The organism is Rhodanobacter sp. UC4438_H5, from assembly GCF_052978405.1.
The window spans coordinates 3699459-3719922 of the sequence record NZ_CM129672.1 but is presented as its reverse complement, the minus strand read 5'-3'; the positions used below and the strand labels follow the sequence as shown (position 1 = coordinate 3719922).

Annotated in this window: 15 protein-coding genes; 2 read left to right on the top strand and 13 right to left on the bottom strand. The window is 69.6% G+C overall.

Features of this window, described 5'->3' with window-relative positions; all coding sequences use genetic code 11:
* Positions 1-8: 8 nt before the first annotated feature.
* From ACVCL9_RS17020 to hrpB, 6 genes are all read right to left on the bottom strand, one after another.
* Entirely contained in the window at positions 9-581 is a 573-nt protein-coding gene (locus ACVCL9_RS17020; RefSeq protein WP_447097236.1) for an SCO family protein, read from the bottom strand.
* Between the two features lie 10 nt (positions 582-591).
* Positions 592-1356 carry a formylglycine-generating enzyme family protein gene (locus ACVCL9_RS17015; protein WP_395116356.1) on the bottom strand — a complete coding sequence of 255 codons (765 nt, stop codon included), beginning with the start codon at positions 1354-1356 and terminating at the stop codon, positions 592-594.
* Between the two features lie 2 nt (positions 1357-1358).
* Entirely contained in the window at positions 1359-2873 is a 1515-nt protein-coding gene (nirK, locus tag ACVCL9_RS17010) for a copper-containing nitrite reductase (RefSeq protein WP_447097237.1), read from the bottom strand.
* Between the two features lie 337 nt (positions 2874-3210).
* Entirely contained in the window at positions 3211-4452 is a 1242-nt protein-coding gene (locus ACVCL9_RS17005) for an NnrS family protein (RefSeq protein WP_447097238.1), read from the bottom strand.
* Between the two features lie 90 nt (positions 4453-4542).
* Positions 4543-7155 (bottom strand): bifunctional diguanylate cyclase/phosphodiesterase, encoded by a 2613-nt coding sequence (locus tag ACVCL9_RS17000; RefSeq protein WP_447097239.1) that lies wholly within the window; start codon positions 7153-7155, stop codon positions 4543-4545.
* Between the two features lie 240 nt (positions 7156-7395).
* The gene (hrpB, locus tag ACVCL9_RS16995) at positions 7396-10020 is read right to left on the bottom strand and encodes an ATP-dependent helicase HrpB (RefSeq protein ID WP_447099487.1); all 2625 of its coding nucleotides are present in this window, start codon (positions 10018-10020) and stop codon (positions 7396-7398) included.
* A gap of 346 nt (positions 10021-10366) precedes the next feature.
* Between hrpB and ACVCL9_RS16990 the strand changes: the two genes are divergently transcribed.
* Both ACVCL9_RS16990 and ACVCL9_RS16985 read left to right on the top strand, forming a co-directional pair.
* Entirely contained in the window at positions 10367-12712 is a 2346-nt protein-coding gene (locus ACVCL9_RS16990) for a ligand-binding sensor domain-containing protein (protein WP_447097240.1), read from the top strand.
* Positions 12640-13359, top strand: coding sequence for a GGDEF domain-containing protein (locus tag ACVCL9_RS16985; RefSeq protein WP_447097241.1), 720 nt, complete (start codon positions 12640-12642; stop codon positions 13357-13359). The genes ACVCL9_RS16990 and ACVCL9_RS16985 overlap by 73 nt, the downstream gene beginning before the upstream one ends.
* Before the next feature lie 71 nt (positions 13360-13430).
* On the opposite strand, the gene gspD is transcribed toward ACVCL9_RS16985, so the two are convergent.
* The 7 genes from gspD to ACVCL9_RS16950 are packed head-to-tail and all read right to left on the bottom strand — an operon-like array spanning position 13431 to position 20464.
* Positions 13431-16007, bottom strand: coding sequence for a type II secretion system secretin GspD (gene gspD / locus ACVCL9_RS16980; protein ID WP_447097242.1), 2577 nt, complete (start codon positions 16005-16007; stop codon positions 13431-13433).
* 4 nt (positions 16008-16011) lie between these two features.
* Positions 16012-16734 carry a hypothetical protein gene (locus ACVCL9_RS16975; protein WP_395116344.1) on the bottom strand — a complete coding sequence of 241 codons (723 nt, stop codon included), beginning with the start codon at positions 16732-16734 and terminating at the stop codon, positions 16012-16014.
* Positions 16731-17369, bottom strand: coding sequence for a type II secretion system protein GspM (gene gspM, locus ACVCL9_RS16970; protein ID WP_447097243.1), 639 nt, complete (start codon positions 17367-17369; stop codon positions 16731-16733). The genes ACVCL9_RS16975 and gspM overlap by 4 nt, the downstream gene beginning before the upstream one ends.
* Entirely contained in the window at positions 17366-18520 is a 1155-nt protein-coding gene (locus ACVCL9_RS16965; protein WP_447097244.1) for a type II secretion system protein GspL, read from the bottom strand. Before ACVCL9_RS16965 ends, gspM begins: the two co-directional genes overlap by 4 nt.
* On the bottom strand, positions 18517-19389 hold the full coding sequence (locus ACVCL9_RS16960; RefSeq protein WP_447097245.1) for a general secretion pathway protein GspK: 873 nt from the start codon (positions 19387-19389) through the stop codon (positions 18517-18519). The genes ACVCL9_RS16965 and ACVCL9_RS16960 overlap by 4 nt, the downstream gene beginning before the upstream one ends.
* The gene (locus ACVCL9_RS16955; protein WP_395116336.1) at positions 19386-20048 is read right to left on the bottom strand and encodes a prepilin-type N-terminal cleavage/methylation domain-containing protein; all 663 of its coding nucleotides are present in this window, start codon (positions 20046-20048) and stop codon (positions 19386-19388) included. The genes ACVCL9_RS16960 and ACVCL9_RS16955 overlap by 4 nt, the downstream gene beginning before the upstream one ends.
* A complete protein-coding gene (locus tag ACVCL9_RS16950; protein ID WP_395121333.1) occupies positions 20045-20464 on the bottom strand; it encodes a prepilin-type N-terminal cleavage/methylation domain-containing protein in 420 nt (139 codons plus the stop codon). Before ACVCL9_RS16950 ends, ACVCL9_RS16955 begins: the two co-directional genes overlap by 4 nt.

Sequence of the window (20464 nt, the reverse complement as noted above, 5' to 3'; positions counted from 1 at the left end):
GCACCGGCTCACGGCTTCGCCAGCGTCTCCTCGATGGCCTTCACGAACGCCGGATCGAGCCGGCCGATCAGCGTGGTGCGCGCGGCGATGCGGCCCTCGGCGTCGAGCAGGATCAGCTCGCTGGAGTGGTTGAACTCGCCATCGGGCAGCTGCCGGTATTGCAGGCCGAGCACGCCGGACAATTGCCGCACCTGCGCCGGCTCGGCGCGGGCCAGCGTCCAGATGCGCCCGTCCAGCTTGCGCTTCTCCGCATAGCTCTTCAGCGTGGCCACGTCGTCCTTAGCCGGGTCGAAGCTCACCGCGAGCAGGTCGATCTTCGCGCGCGCGGCCGGATCGAGCGCGTTGCGGGTCAGGCGCAGGCTGTCGATGATCATCGGGCAGACCATCTGGCACGAGGTGTAGAACATCGTGACCAGCTGCGGCCGCCCGCGACGCGCGGCCAGCATCTGCTGCCGGCCATCCTGCGTGGTCAGTTGCACCGGCAGGTTGTAGACCGAATCGCCGGGCAGCGGCGTGGCGGCCGCGGCAGTGCCGCCGCACAGCGCAGCGAGCAGTGCCAGTGCACCCAGAAAGTGTTTCATCGCCGCTCCTTCAGTTCGACTTCGCGCAGCGGAAGCCAAGGTTGTTGGTGGTATCGGCGGCCTTCAGCGCGGAGAGCATCGCGATGCGCATCAGCACCGCGTAGTTCTCCTTCTCCTGCAGGCTGATCGCGCCGGCGCCGCAGAACTTCAGCAGGTCGGGATCGCCCTGCTGGCGGCTGTCGCTGGCCACCATCAGCGCGTTGAAATCGTCGACCCACTCCCACACCAGGCCGTTCATGTCGCGCACCCCGTAGACGTTGGCCGTACCGCCGACGGCGGGCAGCGCGGCGTTCGATGGCCGCGAATACCAGCCCAGGATGTTCTCGCGCCAGGCCGGGTCGGCCCGCGCGTCGCGACGGCTGGCGTCCGCCGCCGCGGCAAACTCCCACTCGTACCAGCTCGGCAGCCGCGCGCCTTCGCTTTCGCAATACGCCTGCGCGGCGAACCAGCTCACCCGCGTCACCGGCTGGCGCGGGAGTGCCTGCTCGCCGAGTTCATCGGCGCCGGCCCATTGGGTGAGATAACGCGCGTCGGCGAGGATGCCGGCGACCTTGTCGCGCCGCCATTGCGGGTGCTCGCGCACGAACGCCAGGTACTCGCCATTGGTGACCAGCTCGGTGCGCAGGCGGAACGGCGCGACCTGCGCCGCGGCCGCCTTGCCGTCGGCAGGCAGCACGCTGGCGAAGGTGCCTCCCGGCAGCGCGGCGTATTCCGCCGCCGCTGCCGGGAGTGCCAGCACCAGGCCGAACCATGCCAGGGCCAGCCGCATGCGCATGCTCAGTGCCCCGGGTCCGCGTGCGGGCCGGCTTCGGCACGCGCCTTGGCCACGTCTTCCTTGCTGTACTGGCCGCCCGGGTTGTCCCAGCTGTTGATGACGTAGGTGAGGATGTTGGCCACCTCGTCGTCATTGAGCTGGCTCATCGGCGGCATCACCGAATCGTACTCGTGGCCGTTGACGGTGATCTTGCCGGTCAGGCCGTGCGTCACGATCGTCATGGCGCGTTTCGGGTCGGCGGCCAGGAAATCCGACTTGGCCAGCGGCGGGAACACGTTGGCCAGGCCTTCGCCGTTCGCCTGGTGGCAAACCGAGCAGGTGCCGGTGAACAGCTGCTTGCCCGCGGCGATCTGCTCCTCCTTGGTCAGCGTGCCGGCCGCGTGCGCCTTGGCCGCGGCGGTCACCGCCTTGAGGTTCGGCTCCGAGCGGTCGCCCAGGTAGACGTAGTCGACCTCCTTGCCCGAGTAGACCAGCTTGTTCTCCGGCCCGTCGACCTTGAGGATGCCCAGCGCGCCCTTGTTGAACGCGCGGAAGATCGAGTGGTCGACCAGCACGTAGCTGCCCGGCACGTCGGTGTGGAACTCCACCATCGCCGCGCCGCCGGCGGGGATCAGCGTGGTCTGTACGTTGTGCTGCGCCACCGTGCCGCCTTCGGGCTGCACCTTGTCGAAGATCTCGCCGATCACGTGGAAGCTGGAGACCAGGTTGGGGCCGCCGTTGCCGATGAACAGGCGCACCGTCTCGTTGGTCTTGGCGGTCAGGGCGTTGTCGCCGGTGAGTGCGCCTTCCTTGCCGTTGAACAGCACGTAGGTCGGGTGCTCGTCGATCGCCTTTTCCATGTCGAACGGCTGATGGCCCTTCTCGCGATATTTGCCGGTGGTGTAGAAGTCGCCCTGCATCACGTAGTACTCGTGGTCGACGGGCGAGAGGCCTTCCGGTGGCTCGACCAGGATCAGGCCGTACATGCCGTTGGCGATGTGCATGCCCACCGGCGCGGTGGCGCAGTGGTAGACGTAGATGCCCTGGTTCAGCGCCTTGAAGGTGAACTGCGAGGCATGCCCCGGCGCGGTGAAGCTGGACGCCGCGCCACCGCCCGGCCCGGTCACGCCATGCAGGTCGATGTTGTGCGGCATCTTGCTGTCCGGCGCGTTCTTCAGGTGGAACTCCACCGTGTCGCCCTGGCGCACGCGGATGAAGCTGCCCGGCACGGTGCCGCCGAAGGTCCAGAACGTGTAGCTGACGCCTTCGGAAATCGGCATCTCCTTCTCGATCACCTCCAGCTCGACGATGACCTTCGCCGGGTAGTTGCGATGGATCGGTGGCGGCACGTGCGGCGGGCTGGTCAGCACCGCCTTGATTGGCTCACCCTGCGGCGGACCGAAATCGCCGCGCTGGGAAGCCACCGAGGTGCTGGCCGGTGGGGTGGCCGCGGCGGGCGACGCCGGGGGCTTGTCGGAGCAGGCCGCCAGCGCGAACACGGCGAGGGCGGCGAGGACGGTGGACAGCGGACGCGACATGGGGATCTTCCCGTTGGTTGTGCCTGGCTCGAAGCATGCCCGGCAAAACCCGCCGCCATTTGACCGGCGTCAAAAGACTCCCCGAAACCCGCCCGCTGCGTCACCGCGCCACATCGGTTTCAGCCGACGCGCCTGACCCGCAAGAATCGCCATATCCACGACGGCGTCATTCACCCCACGTCGCCGCTCATCACACGGCGTCATTCCCGCAAAAGCGGGAATGACGGCGGGGAGAATTGCGGCAACCGGCGGGCGAGCGGTACGGCATGGAGAACCTGCAGAAACCGGGAAGGCTCGCCGACCTCGCGAAGCGAAGGCCGCAGCCCGCGCTCCGCCATCACCCCGCCTTGCCGTCCACCCGCGGGGTCAGGTAGATCCACGCCGAGCGCAGCACCCACGGCAGGAAGGCGAGCAGCCAGCCGTAGGCGGCGATCACCAGCCACAGGTACATGTCGCCACCCAGTTCGGCGCGAATGCGCAGCAAGGCCACCACCTGCAGCAGCACGAAGCACAGCCACGGCACCGCGCCCATCTGCAGCGGCCGGCCGGAGTGGCCCATGGTCACGCGGGTCACCATCGCCACCAGCATCGAGCCGAAGAAGCCGATGCCCAGCGCATGCAGCGGCGCGCGGCCGAGGATGAACTGGCCACTGGTGGCGTAGACCACGTCCTGCACCGCGAACAGCACGAACGCCACCGGCAGCCACGCGAATGCCAGGTGCAGCACCGCCAGCAGGCCCGGGTGCATCGCCCGCCACGGCCGCCAGGTCAGCGAGTGCCAGGCGAACACCAGCGCCAGCGGCACGTCGACCATGTACAGCCAGCCCAGCACGCCGCGCCACGACAGCACGAGGTGCGCCAGCAGCAGCATCCATACCACCGGCATGCTCCAGTCCGGGCGCACCACCGCATAGCCCTTGACCATGTTGCCGGTGAAGAACGGCAGCATGCGATGCATCACCGTGAAATAGATCGGCAGCAGCAGGCCGAAGGTGCCGATCCTGACCGCCAGCAGCGCGCACTGCGCCGGCGCGCCGAACAGGTAGGCGAGGAAGATCGCCAGCCCCAGCGTGCCGAGCGACAGCGCCGCCAGGCACGAGCGCGCATGCCCCTTGCGCTCGGCCACCGAGGCACGCAGCACGCCGGCCAGCGTCCACACGCCGATCGCGTAGCCGAGCAGCATCAGCAGCACGCCCAGCTCCAGCACGCGCGGCAGCGCCAGCAGACCCGCGTGCGCCAGCACGTAGCCGCCGAACAGGCAGCCGGCCACCGGCAGGAACCGCGTGCGCGGCAGGTCCGGGCGACCCAGCCAGCGCGGGAAGGTGGTCATCAGGAAGCCGAACATGAACAGCGGGAACAGGCCGTACTGGATCAGCACGCCGTGCGCATACAGCGGCGGGATCGACGGCTGCGGCCAGCCAGCCAGGCCGAACCGCAGCGAGGTCAGCTCCAGCGCCCACCACGCCATGCTCAACATCACCGCGACGGTGCCGGCGAGGAACAGCGGCCGGTGCGGCGCCGCCGCCAGCAGCCGGGGAATGTCGGCAAGCGGCGACGAGGTGGAGGGCTGGTCGGACATGGCGTGATCCCGCGAATGCGAATGACTTCCCATCGTGCCACAGCCATGCATGCCGGCCCCATGACCTGCATCAGCCCCGGCCCGACGCCCTCACTCGCGCTGGAACAGCGCCAGCTCCGGCCGGTGCAGGCCGAAGCCCTGCACGCGATTCACGCCCAGCGCGGTCAGCGCCTGCACGGTGGGCGTGTCGGTGACCCACTCGGCGACCACTTCCAGCCCCAGCCGGTGGCCGATGTCGGTGACCGCCTTGACCATCAGGTGGCTGACCGGATCGGTCAGCATGTCGCGCACGAAACTGCCGTCGATCTTGATGATGTCCAGCGGCAGGTGCTTCAAATAGGTGAACGAGGACATGCCGGCGCCGAAGTCGTCCAGCGCGATGCGGCAGCCGGCGGCGCGCAGCTGCGCCATGCAGCGCGCCACCGCCGAGAGGCTGCGCGCGGCCACCGTCTCGGTGATCTCGAAGCACACCTGCGCGGGCTCCACGCGGTAGCGGCGCAACCAGTCGATGATGTCCTCGACCAGGGCGGTGTCCTCGATGCTGGCGCCGGAGAGATTGATCGCCACCATCTCCATCGCGCTGCCGTCCGGATGCAGCCGGTCGAAATTCGCCAGCGTGGTCTCGATCACCCAGCGATCGACCAGCGGCATCAGTCCGTAGCGCTCGGCCGCCGGCACGAACACGCCGGGCAGTATCAGTTCGCCTGATTCCTCGCGGAAGCGCAGCAGCATCTCGATGCCCGGCCGGCCACTGCCGGGCGGCAGCGGCCACACCTCCTGGTAGGCCAGCTGCAGGCGGCGCTCGTCGATCGCCCAGCGCAGGCGGTTGGCCCAGTCCATCTCGCTGCGCCGGCGCACGGTCTGGTCGTCGCGCCCGGAGTAGAAATGCGCGCGGTTGCGGCCCATCTCCTTGGCCATGTAGCAGGCGGTGTCGGCCTGGGCGAGCAGGTCGCGGGCCGACACGCCGGAGTGGTCGATCACCACCCCGCCGATGCTGGCGCTGACCATGTAGCTGGTCTGCTCCCAGATGAACACGTAGCCGTCGATGCAGCGACGGATGCGCTCGGCGCTGCGCTCGGCCTCCTCGCGGTCGGCCACGCCGGTCAGCAGCACGCCGAACTCGTCGCCGCCGAGCCGCGCCAGCACGTCGCCCGTGCCCAGCTGCCGGCGCATCACGATCGCCAGCTGGGTGAGCAGCTGGTCGCCGGCGGGGTGGCCGGAGGTGTCGTTGACCAGCTTGAACTGATCCAGGTCCACGTACAGCAGGGCGGCGACCGGCGAGGCGAACGACCCGGCCGCCAGCAGCGCCTGCAGCTGGTGCTCGAACTCGCGGCGGTTGTACAGGTCGGTCAGCACGTCGTGGCTGGCCTGGTAGCTCAGCAACTGGTTGAGCTGGCGCTCCTCGCTGATGTCACTGGCCACCAGCAGCAGCTTGGCGTGGCCGCCCAGCTCCACCCGCGAAACCGCCACGCTGGCCCAGAAGCGCTCGCCGCCGGCGTCCCGCAACTGCGCCTCCATCCGGCCGCAGCCGCTGGTGTCGCGCGCCTGCAGTTGCCGGTGCAGGTCGTCGTCGTCGAACAGTTCGGGCAGGCGCTGATCGATGATGCGGTCGCCGAGGCGATTGCGCGACGCCTGATTGGCGTAGGTGATGCGCCCGCCGTCGGCATCGGCCAGCATCACCAGCGCCGGCAACAACTCGTTGAGCGCGCGAAAACGCTCCTCGCTCTCGCGGTAACGCCGGCTCATCTGCCAGCCCAGTTCCAGCGCGCGCTGCCGCGTGTTGACCATGGAGTACACCAGCATGGCCAGCAGCACGCTGGCCAGCACGCCCACCGGCAGCGCCGACTGGCTCCAGTCGAACGCCGTCGGGCGCATCGGGCGCGAGCGCATCACCACGTCCAGCACGCGCCCGCCATAGGCGAGCCGGCGCTCGAAGCGGAAGTCGTCGCCGGTCGCCGCCGCGGGCGCGGAATCGAACATCGGCACTGCGCGCGCCGGGTCGGTGACGTCGTGCAAGGTCAGCCGCAGCTGCCGCCCCACGTCCGGCTGCAGCACGTTGCCAAGCAGCTTGCTGATGCGGAACGACACCGCGATCGAGCCGCGCATGCGCTCGCGGCGCTGCGCCATGGTGCGCGGCGGGTCGCCCGGGCTGAACACCGGCAGGCGCATGGTGAACCCGTCCGGTGCGCCGGCGCCGGTCTGCTGTACCGGGCGGAACGGCGCGGACAACGCCACCTCGCCGCTGTCGCGCGACGCCAGCAGCCCAGCCAGGTTGCTCGGTTGCGCCGCGACGTCGAGGCTGACCACCGCCTCGTTGCCCTTGCGCGGCTGCACCCAGCTAGTGATGAAATGCTCGCCCTGCGGACCGCTCTCGCGCTGCGCGTAGGCCAGCGCCAGCAGGCCGGGGAACTGCACGTGCGGGCGCATGTTGTCGTAGAAGTTGGTGAACTCGGTCTCGCTGACTTCGTCCGAGGAGAGGAACAGCGTCTGCACCGCGCGCAGCAGCGATTCGGACTCGTGCAGGCGGTTCAGCAGGGCTGCATAGGTCTTGCCCGCCATCTCGCCACGCACCAGCGACTGCTCGGTGAGATGCCGCCGCTGCTGTTGCAGGTGGGCCGCGAAGGCCAGCGCCAGGCCCGCCAGCAAGGCGAGCAAGCTCCACCACAGGGCGCTGCGGCGCCAGCCCGAAGCTGCCACAGCCACGGGCTCGAACGCACCGCCGGTCCGGCGATCCGTTCGCGTTGGATGGAGCTCGTGGAGATCCATAAGCTGTGGCAATTCCGCTGCCATGGGGTCCAGTGTGTTCGATGCTACAGGAGCAGAATGCGCGCGCCAGATGAAAAGCGCACGGCCGCAGGGTCCCCGCCCATGTCGACCGGCGGAATCTCCCCCTTCCCGGCTATCGGCCGCAGGGGCGGATGATTGAGCTGTTGCTGGCCGGCCTCACCTTCCCCGCGGCTTGGCCCGATGCGTGGCCTGCGCCGTCCATGGATCGTCGGGCCAGGGGTGGCGGGGGTAGCGGCCCTTGAGTTCCTTTTTCACCTCGGGGTAGGTGCGTTCCCAGAAGCCGCGCAGGTCCTGGGTGACCTGGATCGGGCGGCCGGCGGGGGAGAGCAGGTGCAGGGTGACCGGGATGCGGCCGCCGCCGACGCGCGGAGTGTCGGCCAGGCCGAACAGTTCCTGCAGTTTCACGGCCAGCACCGGCGAGTCGGCGCCGGCGTATTCCAGGCGGCGTGACTGGCCGCTGGGCACCACGACTTGTTCCGGTGCCTGGGCGTCCAGCAGCTGGCGCTGCGAATGGTCGAACAGCGACGCCAGCGCCTGCGACAACTCCTCCGCGCCCAGGGCGTCGAGTCGGTGCTTGCCATGCAGGTACGGCGCCAGCCACTGTTCCAGCGTGACCAGCAGGTTTGCGTCGGACACGTCGGGCAGCCCACGCTCGGGCAGCCATGCGCGCAAGGCCTGCATGCGCGCGCGCAGGCGGCGGGCGTGGTCGCTCCACGGCAGCGCGTCCAGGCCGCGCGCGCGGATCGCCGCCAGCATGGCCGGCAAGGCATCGGCCGGGCGCACCGGCACGCTGTGGCGGCTCAGCACGATGGCGCCGAAGCGGCTTTCCTCGAACGCCTCGGCCGCGCCGCGCTGCTCGTTCCAGCGCAGCGTGCGTTCGCGGGTGAAATGCGCGGGGAAGTCGCGCTCCAGCGTGCGCGGGTCCAGCGGCGCGGCGCTGAACACCAGGCTGTCGCGCGACTCCAGCCGCAGGTCGGTCACCACCAGCCAGGGTTCGCCGAGCAGCGCCGTGTGTTCGTGCAGGCGGGCGCCGCGGCCGTTGGCCAGCACGTAGCGGCGCGGATCGTCGCCATCGCGATGGGCGACGCGGTCGGGGAAGGCGTGCGCCAGCAGGTCGCCCACGGCGTGGCTGTCGGGTACGCCGGTGGCCGCGGTTCGGACGTCCAGACGTCTGCGCCAGCCCTTGCTGGCCTGCTCGATCGCGGCCAGCGCGCCGGCGTCGACCTCGCCGCGCGGCGCGCCGCCGCGGCGGTCGCGCCAAGCGTGCAAGGCGGCCACGCGCACGCGCAGATCGTCGTTGCGCGCCTGCGCCCCGCGCAACGGCGAGCGCGCCTCCAGCAGGGCCAGCAGGTCGGCGACCACGGCGCGTTGTTCGTGCGGCGCGCGCAGCGCCGCGGCGGCCAGCCGCGGGCTGGCGCCCAGCTCCAGCATGCGCCGACCCAGCGCGGTGATGCATGCGTCGCGGTCGAGCGCATCGAGTGCCTGCAGCAGTTCGCGCGCCTGGGCCAGCGCGCCGGGCGGCGGCGGGTCGAGCCAGGCCAGGTCGCCGCCATCCGCCGCCGTGACACCCCAGGCCGCCAGCTCCAGCGCCAGGCCGGACAGCTCCGCCTGTGCGATCTCCGCGCCACGGCTGCGCTCCAGCCGGCGGCTCTGCGGCCACAGCCGATACGCCACGCCCGCCGCGACGCGACCGGCGCGGCCGGCGCGCTGATCGGCCGAGGCCTGCGAGATGGTGACCGTCTCCAGCCGGGTGAAGCCGGAGTGCGGATCGAAGCGCGGCTCGCGCGCCAGGCCGCTGTCGACCACCGCGCGGATGCCGGGCAAGGTGATGCTCGATTCGGCCACGTTGGTGGCCAGCACGATGCGGCGCGTGCCGGGTTCGGCCGGGGCCAGGGCGTATTGCTGCTCGGTGAGGGACAGCTCGCCGTGCAGGGGCACGATGTCGATTTGTTCCCCTCTCCCTCCGGGAGAGGGTGCCCCTTTAGGGGCGGGAGAGGGTACGGGCGGAGCGGGGCGCTCGGCTCCGACCGCACCCTCTCCCCCAACCCCTCCCCCGAAGGGGGAGGGGAGCATTCTCTCCAGCAGCGCCTGCGTTCGCGCGATCTCGCGCCGACCGGGCAGGAAGACCAGCACGTCGCCGTCGGTTTCATCGAGCGCCTGGCGCACGGTGCGGGCGAGATGCTGCTCGGCGCTTTCCTGCGCGCGCGCCGGCGGATGTTCGATGCGTATCGGGAAGCTGCGCCCGGGGCTGGAAAGGCGCGGCGCGTCGAGCCAGCCGGCGATGCGCTCGCCATCCAGCGTGGCCGACATCAGCAGCAGGCGCAGGTCCGGCCGCAAGGTGGCTTGCACGTCGAGCGCGAGCACGGCGCCGAGGTCGCCGGCCAGGTGGCGCTCGTGGAACTCGTCGAAGATGATCGCGCCGATGCCGGCCAGTTCGGGATCGGCCTGGATCAGCCGGGTGAGGATGCCTTCGGTGACCACCTCGACGCGGGTGGCAGCGCTCACCTTCGACTCGAAGCGAATGCGGTAGCCCACCGTCTGCCCGACCGGCTCGCCGAGCTGCGTCGCCATGAACTGCGCGGCGGCGCGCGCGGCGAGACGGCGCGGTTCCAGCATCACGATCCTGCGGCCGGCCAGCCACGGCGCATCGAGCAGGGCCAGCGGCACCTGAGTGGTCTTGCCGGCGCCGGGCGGCGCCTCCAGCACCAGCCGCGGATTTGCCGCGAGCGCGGCGCGGATCTCGGGCAGCAACGGGAGGATCGGGAAATCGGGCGCAGTCATCCGCTGCATGATAAAGGCCCGCCCCACCAGGACAGCCAGGAGCCGCTCGCGAGCGATGCTCCCGCGTCGGGATTCGGGATTCGCGAGAGCAAGGGTACTGCCCGCGAGCTGGCCTCAAGCGTGGCTTCAGGTGGCCGATGTACTGATTGGGCTAACCGCTCATGGGTCGCCACACGTTTTCATGGAACCAGGAGTATCCCGATTGTTCACCATGCCACCATCCAGCAAGGGGCGGCGCCTTCGCTTCCTGCGTTGCCTGTTTGGGGGCCTTTGGGTTTTCGCAGCCGCCGCCTGGGCCGCGCCCCCGGCGCCTGATGTCGCGCCTCTGTCCGCACGCCCGATCGGCATGCCGCTGCTGAAGAACTTCAATCCCGAGGACTACGGCGGCTACCCGCAGAACTGGGCCGTGGTGCAGGACGCACGGGGAATCATCTACGTCGGGAATGGCGACGATGGCGTGCTGGAGTTCGATGGCACCCAGTGGCGGCACATCGCGGTTCCCCGCCAGAGCACGGTGCGCTCACTGGCCACCGATGCGCGGGGACGCGTCTACGTCGGCTGCGTTGGCGATTTCGGATATCTCGCGCCGGATGCCGCGGGTCGCATGCACTACGTGTCGCTGCTCGATCGGATACCGCCGGAGGATCGCGATTTCGCCGACGTGTGGAACGTACTGCCTGGCGACGATGGAATCTACTTTGCGACCAGCAGCCGGCTGTTCCATCTGGCCTCCGGCAAGGTACGGGTGTGGAAGGCACAAACCGAGTTCCACCTCGCCTATTACCTGGATCACCAGTTGTACATCCAGCAAATGGACCAGGGGCTGGAGAAGCTGGTGGCCGGTCGGCTGGAACGGGTCGAGGGCGGCGCGCGATTCGCGACCGACAGGATCTACGCCATGGTTCCCTGGGCCGAGGCGGGAAAACCCGCGTCCATCCTGATCGGAAGCCGGCAGGCCGGATGGTCGATCTTCGACGGGCATGCCTACCGTCCCTGGTCCACCCGCAACGCCGAAGCGCTCAAAGCCGATCAGATCTACGGCGCGCAGTGGCTTGCCGATGGCCGGCTCGCCGTTGCCACGCTGCAGGGTGGCGTGATGCTGCTCGACCGCCAGGGCGACGAAGTGGGCCGTGTCGGCATGGCGGAAGGTCTCATTGGCGACACCGTCTACGGCATGATGCAGGATCGCGACGCCGGGCTCTGGCTCGCGCTGGACAATGGCCTGGCGCGGGTCGAAGTGGGTTCGCCGCTGACCCGTTTCACCCGCATGAGCGGCCTGGACGGTTCGGTCATGGCGATCCACCGCCATGGACGCACCTTGTACGCAGGCACGGCCAAGGGTCTGTTCCGACTCGACGAGACGAAGGCCCGGTTCACTCGGGTTGCGGGCATCCATGGCCAGGTCTGGGACATGCTGGACATGGATGGGTCCTTGCTGGTTGCCAGCGCGCAAGGTCTTTTCGAGGTCGATGGGAACCGTGCGGCGCGGCAACTCTCGCGAGAGTTTTCCTTCACCCTGGCGCGCGTTGCCCCGCACGATGACCGTTTGCTGGCAGGCCAGCGTGACGGTTTGCTGTCGATGCGGTTTGCATCGGGCAGGCTGGTCGACGAGGGCAAGGTCGTGGCGGGCGAAATCCATTCGCTGCTCGCGGACGCCGCCGGCACCTTGTGGATCGGCTTCATGGATGAAGGTGCGGCAAGGCTTGATCTCTCCGGACAGGCGCGGCCAGCAACATCACCCCGGATGGAAAGGCTCCAGCCGAGTGTGACCCATCCGGAGGAACCTCGTTTCGTCACTCTTGGCCTTGTCAACGGCGACATCCGATTCGGTACGGCCTCAGGCATTCAAAAACTCGACGCGAGCGGGCGCGCGCTGGTGCCGGACGAACGCTTCTCCGGGTTGTTCGGGTCCGGCACCCGGCAAGTCTGGAAGTTTGAGCAGGATGCGTTCGGCAGCGTGTGGATGTACACGGTCGACCCTGCCCGCCACCTCAAGGCGCTGGGTGTCGCCGTGGCCGACGCCCAAGGCCGCTATCACTGGCAGGAGCGCCCCTTGCAGGCGTTGTCGGGAAAGACGGTGTTCGCCCTGACGTCGGAACCGGATGGCGTGATCTGGGTGGGCACGAACGACGGTCTCTATCGCCACGATCCCCACAGGCAAAAAGACTACGCGACACCTGCCGCGACGCTGCTGCGGAACGTCGCCACGCACGGCGGGAAACTGCTCTGGGGCGGGGCCGGCAGGGTTGCCCCCGCTGAGCTGGATTGGCGCGAGAACAGCTTGCGCTTCGACTACGCGCAACCCGACTTCGAAATGGGTGCTGCCGAGCGCTACCAGGTCATGCTCGAGGGCATGGATAACACTTGGTCGGCGTGGACCAACGAAACTTATCGTGACTACACCAACCTGCCCGAGGGCTCCTATCGTTTCCGCGTTCGCGCGCGCGACGCCTATGGCGGTCTCGGCAGCGAGGCAAACTTCAGCTTTCGCGTGTTGCCGCCCTGGTATCGCAGCTGGTGGGCTTACCTGACGTGGTGCGCCCTGCTATTGCTTGTCGCCAAAGGGGCCATGCGCTGGCGTCTGCGCAACGTCGACGAAACCAGGCGCTCACAAAGCTGGTGGAGGAACGTACCGAAGCGCTGGAGTGCGCCAACTCCGCGCTGGTCGATCAGACGATTACGGATGCACTGACCGGACTCAGAAACCGGCGTTACGTCATCGACCATGTCGACAAGGACATCGCCACGGTTCAGCGCAACTACCGGAACCTCGCCCTGGGCTATGCCGATCACGCCGACGCCAACATCAATCTGCTGTTCCTGATGATGGATCTTGACCACTTCAAGGAGGTCAACGATCGCTACGGGCACGCTGCCGGCGACCGCGTCCTGGCGCAGCTGCGGGACATTCTTGTCGCGGCGACGCGCGAGACGGACACCCCGGTACGCTGGGGCGGCGAGGAGTTCCTCATCGTCGCGCGCTTCGCCAACAATGCCTTCGGCCCCGTCGTTGCCGACCGGATCCGCACCATGGTTGCCGATCATCCCTTCGACCTCGGCAACGGCTTGACGATACACCGCACATGTTCGGTCGGCTTTGCCTCGTACCCGGTGTTTGCCGCATCGAAGCACAACTTTGGCTGGGAGGACGTGGTCAACCTGGCCGATCAGTGCCTGTATCGGGCCAAACGCGATGGCCGCAACCGCTGGGTCGGGGTTGTCCCGACGGATGCGGCCTTGGCCACCGACCCAGGGGAAATCACGGTGGATCTGGACGTGCTGGTCGCCAAAGGCTACCTGTCCGTCCTGTCGCTCGATGACGTGGCCGCCCCAGGCTGATTCAACGGCGCGGCCCCCGCCAGGGGCGTTCGGCGATGTCCGCAGCAGGCGGGGGATTTTTTCACACGCTCTCAGGGCGACGGCTGGCGGCAGGCTTGCTGGCTCTGGCGTGCAGTCTGCGCACCGGCGGCATCCTGGTTGTGCTGGCGCACCTGGGCGATCACCTGCCAGTTGCGCTCGCACAGGCTGCCCTGGCGCGTGCCCTGCTGCCACGACTGCATCGCGAGGCGCTCCGCGTTCGCGTAGTCGGCCTTGCCCAGCGCAAGCTCGGCATGTTGCTGCAACTGCTCGGGCCAGCTCGGCGCGGGTGCGGCAGCCACCGGCGTCACGCTCGCGGCGCTCGCCTCGCCGCCCTGGCGCAGCGGCGCCAGCGACTCGAACTTCTCCTGGTACTCGTCGGTGACCTGCTTGGCCTCGTCGCTGTTGCGGATGATGCGCGGGGTGATCAGCACGATCAGTTCGGTGCGGTCGCGGTTGCGGTTGGTGTTGCCGAACAACCGGCCGATGACGGGGATGCGGTTGAGGCCGGGGATGCCGGTGTTGGTGACGCCCTCGTCCTGCTGGATCAGGCCGCCGAGCAGCACGGTCTGGCCGCTCTGCACCGCGACCTGGGTGGACAGCGCGCGCTGCGAGATCGACGGGTTGCCGTTGACCAATTGCTGCGAGGAATCGCGCTGGCTGACCTGCTGGCTGACGTCCATGTAGACCAGGCCGCCGGGATTGATCCGCGGGCGAACCTTGAGGATGACGCCGGTGTTGAGATAGTCCACCGAGTTGTAGCTGGTGCCCGTGCCGATACCGGTGTTGACCGTGGTCTGGTTGATCGGAATGCTGTCGCCCACCTGGATCGCGCCGACCTGGTTGTTCATCACCACCATCGAGGGTGCCGACAGCGTCTTGGTGTTGCCGCTGGTCTCCATCGCGCGCACGGCGACCTGCATGTTGGAGTTGAGGAAGGAGTAGAAGAACGGCTGGCCGCCGTACGCCGGCCCGCCCACTCCCAGCGCGCCGTACTGGCTGGCGGTGGTGGAGCCGGGGATGAAGTTGCCGTTGTTGTCGACGGTGCTGCCGACGAAACCCTTCAGGTACCACTGCACGCCGAACTGGAACGCGCCGGTGAGCCTGACTTCCAGGATGCGCGTCTCGATCTGCACCTGCAGCGGCACGTTGTCGAGCTTGTCGATCGCGCGCTTGATCTCCTCCCACTGCGAGGGGCGGGCGCGGATCAGCAACTGGTTGTTGCTGTCCACCGAGCTGATCCGCACGCTGCCGTCGCTGGAGGCATATTGCTGGCTGGTTTCCGCGTTGCCGCCGCTGTTGCCGAAGCTGGTCGCCATGCCGCCGGACATCGCGCCCGGCTGGCCGTTGCCGCTGCCGTCGCGACTCTCGCCGCCGCTGTTGAAGCCGCCGCTGCCGGCGCCGTTCATCGCGCCGCCGCCGACCGCGCCGGTGCCGGTGTTGCCGAAGCTGCCGGCGGTGCTGCCCAGCGGGTTGGCGTTGACGTTGTCGGCGCTGCCCAGCGTGCCGCTGCTCAGGCCCGGCCCGACCTGGCCGCCGTTGTCGCCACCGCTGCCGGCGCCGTTGGTGTAGATCTGCGCCAGGTAACGGGCCAGGTCGGAGGCCTTGAGATTGCGCACGTCGTAGACGAACAGCTGCGGCTGGTTGCCGCCGCCGGCATCGATCTTGGCGACCCACTCGCCCACTTCGCGCAGGTAGTCGGGCTGGGTGCTGATGACCACCAGTGCATTGGTGCGCTCGATCGGGATGAAGCGCAGCATGCCGGCCAGCGGCGTGCTGCCGTGTTCGCCGAACAACGCATCCAGCTTGGGCATCAGCTCGGCGACGCGGGCGTACTGCAGGTTGAACACGCCCACCGAGGTGCCGCGCAACCAGTCCACGTCGAAGGTGCGGATCATGCGCTCGTCGTCGGCCAGCTCCTGTGGCGTGCCGGCCAGCACGATCAGGTTGCGCGAGGGATCGACCAGCAGCACCGCATCCTTGCGCACGAACGGCTTGACCAGCTTCTGCATCTCGGTGGCGGAGATGTAGCGCAGCGGGAACAGCCGCGCCTGCAGGCCGCCGCCGGGCGCGGCCGCGCCGAGGCTGGGCACCAGGTTGCCGGCGACGGCATCCTTCTCCGGCAACACCACGTAACCGCCCGCGCGCTTGACCAGCGCGTTGTGGGTCCAGCCCAGCAGGGTTTCCAGGATCGGCAGCGCCTGCTCCTGCTCGACCGGCTCGGCGGTGGAGAAGGAGATGTTGCCCTCCACGCCCGGCACGATGGTGTAGTTCTGCTTGAGCAGGTCGCCGAGGATCGCCTTGACCACCGCCTGCACCGGCTGGTTCTCGAAGTTGAAGGTGACCGCATCCTTGCCGGTGGCGCTCTTGCGCGGCGTGACCAGCGCGGAGGGCCGCACGAACTGCCCGCTGCCGGCGCTGATGGTGGCCGCCGGCGGCGCGGCGGTGGGCGCGGCCAGGTCGCGGTTGAGCGGCAGCGGCGCGGGCACCGGGGCGTGCGTGCCGGCCATCGCTTCGCGTTGCAGCGCACCGTCGTCGCGCGGCTGCGGGAGGCTGGCGCAGCCGGCGAGTGCGACCACGGCGGCCAGGATGGCGGTGCGCGCGGTGCGCATGAGGAATCGGCGAGGCATGGGTTCAGTGCTCTCCTTCGTGGGACGCGGCAGCGCGTTCCGCACGACGTTTTTCGATGGTGCGACGCAGTTGTTCCAGCGTCGACCGGGATGGGCTGTTCGAGGCGGCCGGCGCCATGGACGAGCGGGCGGGCCCGGGACCGGATTCGAAGTGCGGTCGCGCCGAGGCATCGGGCTGCGGGTGCAGCATCGAGGCGCCCGCCGCCGGCGGTCGGTCGCGATCCGGTGCGGCGTCGCCGCGAACCTGGTCGATCGGCGCGCCGGCCGGCAGTTTCAGTTCGGTGCGGCCGGCGGCCGAATCGAACACCGCCGAACGCTGTTGCACCTCGACCAGGGTCACGCTGCCGTCGGGCAGGCTCTCGCCCTGGCGCAGGCGGATCTCGTGGTTGCCGTTTTTGTCGTGCAGCAGCGCCATGCGCAGGCTGGGGGTGATGATGATGCCGGTCAGCTCCAGGTCGCCCAGGTTGCTGCCGCCCTCGCTGGCATGCGCCACCGGCTTGCGGTCGGGATTGAACAGCGGCTTGCTCCACACCACGCTGAACTGCTGCAGCGGCACGGCTTGCGGCAGGTCGGCGCTGCCGGCCGGCGGCAGCGGCGACAGCGTGCGCGGCGCCGTCCAGCGAATGGCGCGGCCGACCCCGCCGAGCAGCATCAGCAGCAGCACGCCCAACAGCACGGCCACGCCGGCCAGCACGGGAGTGAGTCGACGTTGCTGGGCGGCGTTCATGGCGCGGCTCCGGCATCGGCATCGGCGGGCATCGGCGCGCCGGCCGAGGGGCGCACGTAACCGGAGAGCGTGAACTGCACTTCCAGCGGCGCGCCCTGCTCGCGCTGTGCGGCGACCGGGTTGCGATAGATGCTGAGGTCGTCGACGAACAGGTACGGCCGGCCCTGCTCCAGCGCCTGCAGCACCGCCGCCAGCGGTTCGATGTCGCAACTCAGGCTGATGCTGACGGCGGCCTTGCGATACGGCTCGCCGGCCGACGTCGGCGGCGTCGGCAACGGCATCTTCTGGCTCACCACGCAGCGCCCGCGCCCGGTGTTGCGGCCGACCACGTCCACCACCTGCTGCATCAGGTCGGCGGCGGCATTGTTCGGATCGCTGGCGGCGAGGAACGCGTCGCTGGCGGCCTGGCCCGCGCCCATCTCGTCCAGCCGGCGCTGCAGCGCCGGCTTCTCCGCGATCGCGGCGGCGTAGCGGCTGTGCGTGTCGCGCAGGTGCGCCATCTCCTCGTGGATCTGCCGCAGCGGCGCGACGAACCACCAGTGCAGCAGCACCAGGTAGGCCAGCGCGACCGCCAGCAGCAGCAGCGCCACCGCAACGATGCGGCGTTCACGCGGCGCGAGGGTCGGGCGCGTCATGGCGTGTCCCCGCTGCCGGCGGTCGGCGCGGGCCTGGCCGCCGCGGCTTGCCTGATGCGCGCGGTGAGGTAGAAGCGCTCCTTGCCGGTGGCGGCGTCGGGCTGGATGCTGCCCTGGAAACCGGCATCGGTGATCACGCTGGAATCCTTCAAGGCGTCGAGCAGCTTGGCCGCCTGCTGACTCTGCCCCTGCATGCCGATCTGGCCGGTGGCATCGACACTCAGGCGCTCCAGCCAGGTGCCATCGGGCAGGCGCGCGGTGGCATCGCGCAGCAGCTCCAGCATGCCGACGGTGTTCTTCTTGCGTTGGGCGAGGAAACCGGCGGCGCCGGCGTTGTCCTGCAGTTGCTGGCGCAGCGAGGCGACCTGCGCCGCCTCGCCGCGCATCGCGGCGACCTGGTCCTGCATGGTGGCCAGCGCGACCTCGCGGTTGTGCCGCCATTCGAGGCCGGCCAGCAGCAACAGCAACACCACGCCGGCAGCAAGGATCAGGTTGAGCCGTCGCCGCGGATGCGCGCGGCGCGGGCGCTGCTCCGGCGGCAACAGGTTCACGCCGAGGCGACCGTCGGCCGCGGCCACGTCCACCGCATCGACCGCGATGCCCTGCGTGCGCAGGCGCGCGAGCAGCGGATCGACGCCGGCGCGGGCCGCCGCGACCAGTTCCACCTGGCAGCGCCCGGCGGCCGTCGCGTTCAGTTCGCGCACGGCGTAATACACCTGCGCCACGCCGAACGGGGTCTGCCGATCCATCTCGAAACCGACCACCTGGTGCAGGTTGTCGCGCGCGGCCAGCGGCAACGACAGGCTGCGGCGCAGCACCTGGGCGGACGGCAGCAGCAGGGCGACGCGCAGATCCTCGCGATCGACCTGTGCCAGCGCCGCGCCGAAGCTGCGCCCGGGCAGATCCTCGACCGCCTCGTTCCACTGCGCCAGCACCTCGGCATGGCCACGCCGGCGCAGCGACCAGGTCTCGCCCTCGACCTGCAGCAGGTACCAGTCCGCGCCGCTGCCGAACCAGCTGCGCCAGCGCGGCGGCAGCAGCGCGCGCAGTTCGCCGCCCCACCAGGCAAGAAAACCCGGCAGCGGCGAGGCGCGCCACTGGCGGCGAACGCGCTCCCAACCCGGCTGCAGCGACGGCATCGCCGTACTCATTCGGACTTTCCCTCCTGCCAGCGCAATACGGCGTAAGGCTTCTCGCCAGCCTGCCCCGGCTGCATGCGGATCGTCGCGCGCAACACCGCGCTCGTCCCGTCGGCCAGGGTGGCGACGGACTCGATACTATGCGTGGTTCCGTTGTTGAGAGCCAGACTCGGATCGCTGGCGTTTTTCGCCCGGGTGGCGCGGATCGCGGCCAGTTGCTGCGGAGTCATCCCGGGAATCGCCTCCAGCGCCAGCGGCGGCGCGGTGTTCGGGTTGGGGCTGGGGCTGCCGGACCAGATCGTCAGCACCGGCGCCAGCTGGCGGTACAGCGCCGGCGTCATGCCCAGCACCAGTTGCAGCTCCTCCACGGTGACGAACGGGCCGTGGCGCGGGCCGTAGTCGCGACCGGCGGCGGCATAGGCGGCGCGCTGGCTGTCCACTTCACCGGCGAGGCTGGGCGGGCTGCGCCAGTCGACGATGTGGCGGACCAGTTCGCCGGCCTCGCGCGGCCGCAAGCCGGCGGCATGCAGCAGGCCTTGCAGCACCTCCGGCGTGGCGCTGTTGAGATCGACCTTGCCGTCCTCGTCGATCGCACGCACCACCACGCTGGCGTGGTCGTAGGTGAACGGGTAAGGCCGCCCGTCGCCGATCCAGCGCTGCTTGATGCGCGGGTCCTGCAGACCGTAGATCGCGCGCATCAGGCCGGCCTCCGCGGCGTAATGTGCCTGCGTGCCGGCGAACTGGTAGCGCGCCTGCAAGCCCTCGGTGCGCGCCAGCGCGGCGTAACCGCCGAGCAGGATCGCCAGCAAGGTGCACGCCCACAGCACCAGCAGCAGGGCGACCCCGCGCTGGCTGGACGCGTTTTCCAGACGGCCGCTCATGGCGGGGTACGTCGCAGTACGTGGATGCGCAACGGCCCACCGGCGTCGAGCGGTTCGATGCGCAGCGGGATGTCCAGCCGCGGCCAGCTGGCGCGGCCCTGCGGCTGCAGCTCGATGCGCACCACTTGCGGCAGCGAGCGGTCGGCCGTCCACTCGCCTGCCCACGGCAAGGCGCTGCCGTCGGCATCGGTGCCCAGATAGTGGAAGCCGCCTGCGCGAATGTGGTCGAACAGCACCTGCGGCTCACCCAGCGCCTGCGGCGGGCCGCCATCGGGCGGCAGCAGGGCCAGGCGCAGCTCCAGGCGCAGGCCGCCGGCGCCGTCGTCGACCAGTTGCAACTGCTGCAATTGCGGCCCGAGCTTGCCGAGGTAGCCCGGCAGCGGCGCGACATAACGCATCTCGTGCGCGTCGCCCTGGAAATAGACCGGCTCGCCACGATCGGTGCGGCTGATCGGCGCAGCCAGGCTTTGCGCCAGTTCGCGACGCAGGAACTGTTGCGCCGCGCGCAGCTGGTCCATCCGCTCGATCGCGGCGGTGCCCGAGCGCACGCTGCGACTGGCGCTGGCGATGCCCGAGTACACGCCCAGCAGCAGCAGCGCCAGCAGCACCAGCGCGGCGAGAATTTCCAGCAGGGTGAAGCCGGCGGCGCGCTTCTTCATGGCTGCGCCTGCGCCGGCTCCGCCGCGGCCAGCCGCAGGGTGCGGAAATGGGCCACCTGCGGATGGACCGCCGGACCCCAGCTGACTTCCAGATCGAGCTGATAGAGCTGCAGCGGTGCCTGCGCCGGCGTCGAGCCCGGACGCCACGGCGCCACGTTCAACTGCCAGCGAAAGCGCTGGTCGAACCGCCCGGACGTGCTGCCCGGCCGCACCGGCTCGTTGGTGAACGCCGTGTCGAGCAGGCTGCGCGCCCACAACGCCGCCTCGCTGTGGTCGGCGGCATTCTCGCTCAGGCGGATCGAGCCGCCCGCCACCCGCATCAACACGGTGAACGCGATCGCCAGCAGGGCGATCGCGGCGATCACTTCGAGGAGGGTGAAGCCGTTGGCGCGCGGAGCGCGCCGGGAATGGGGAAT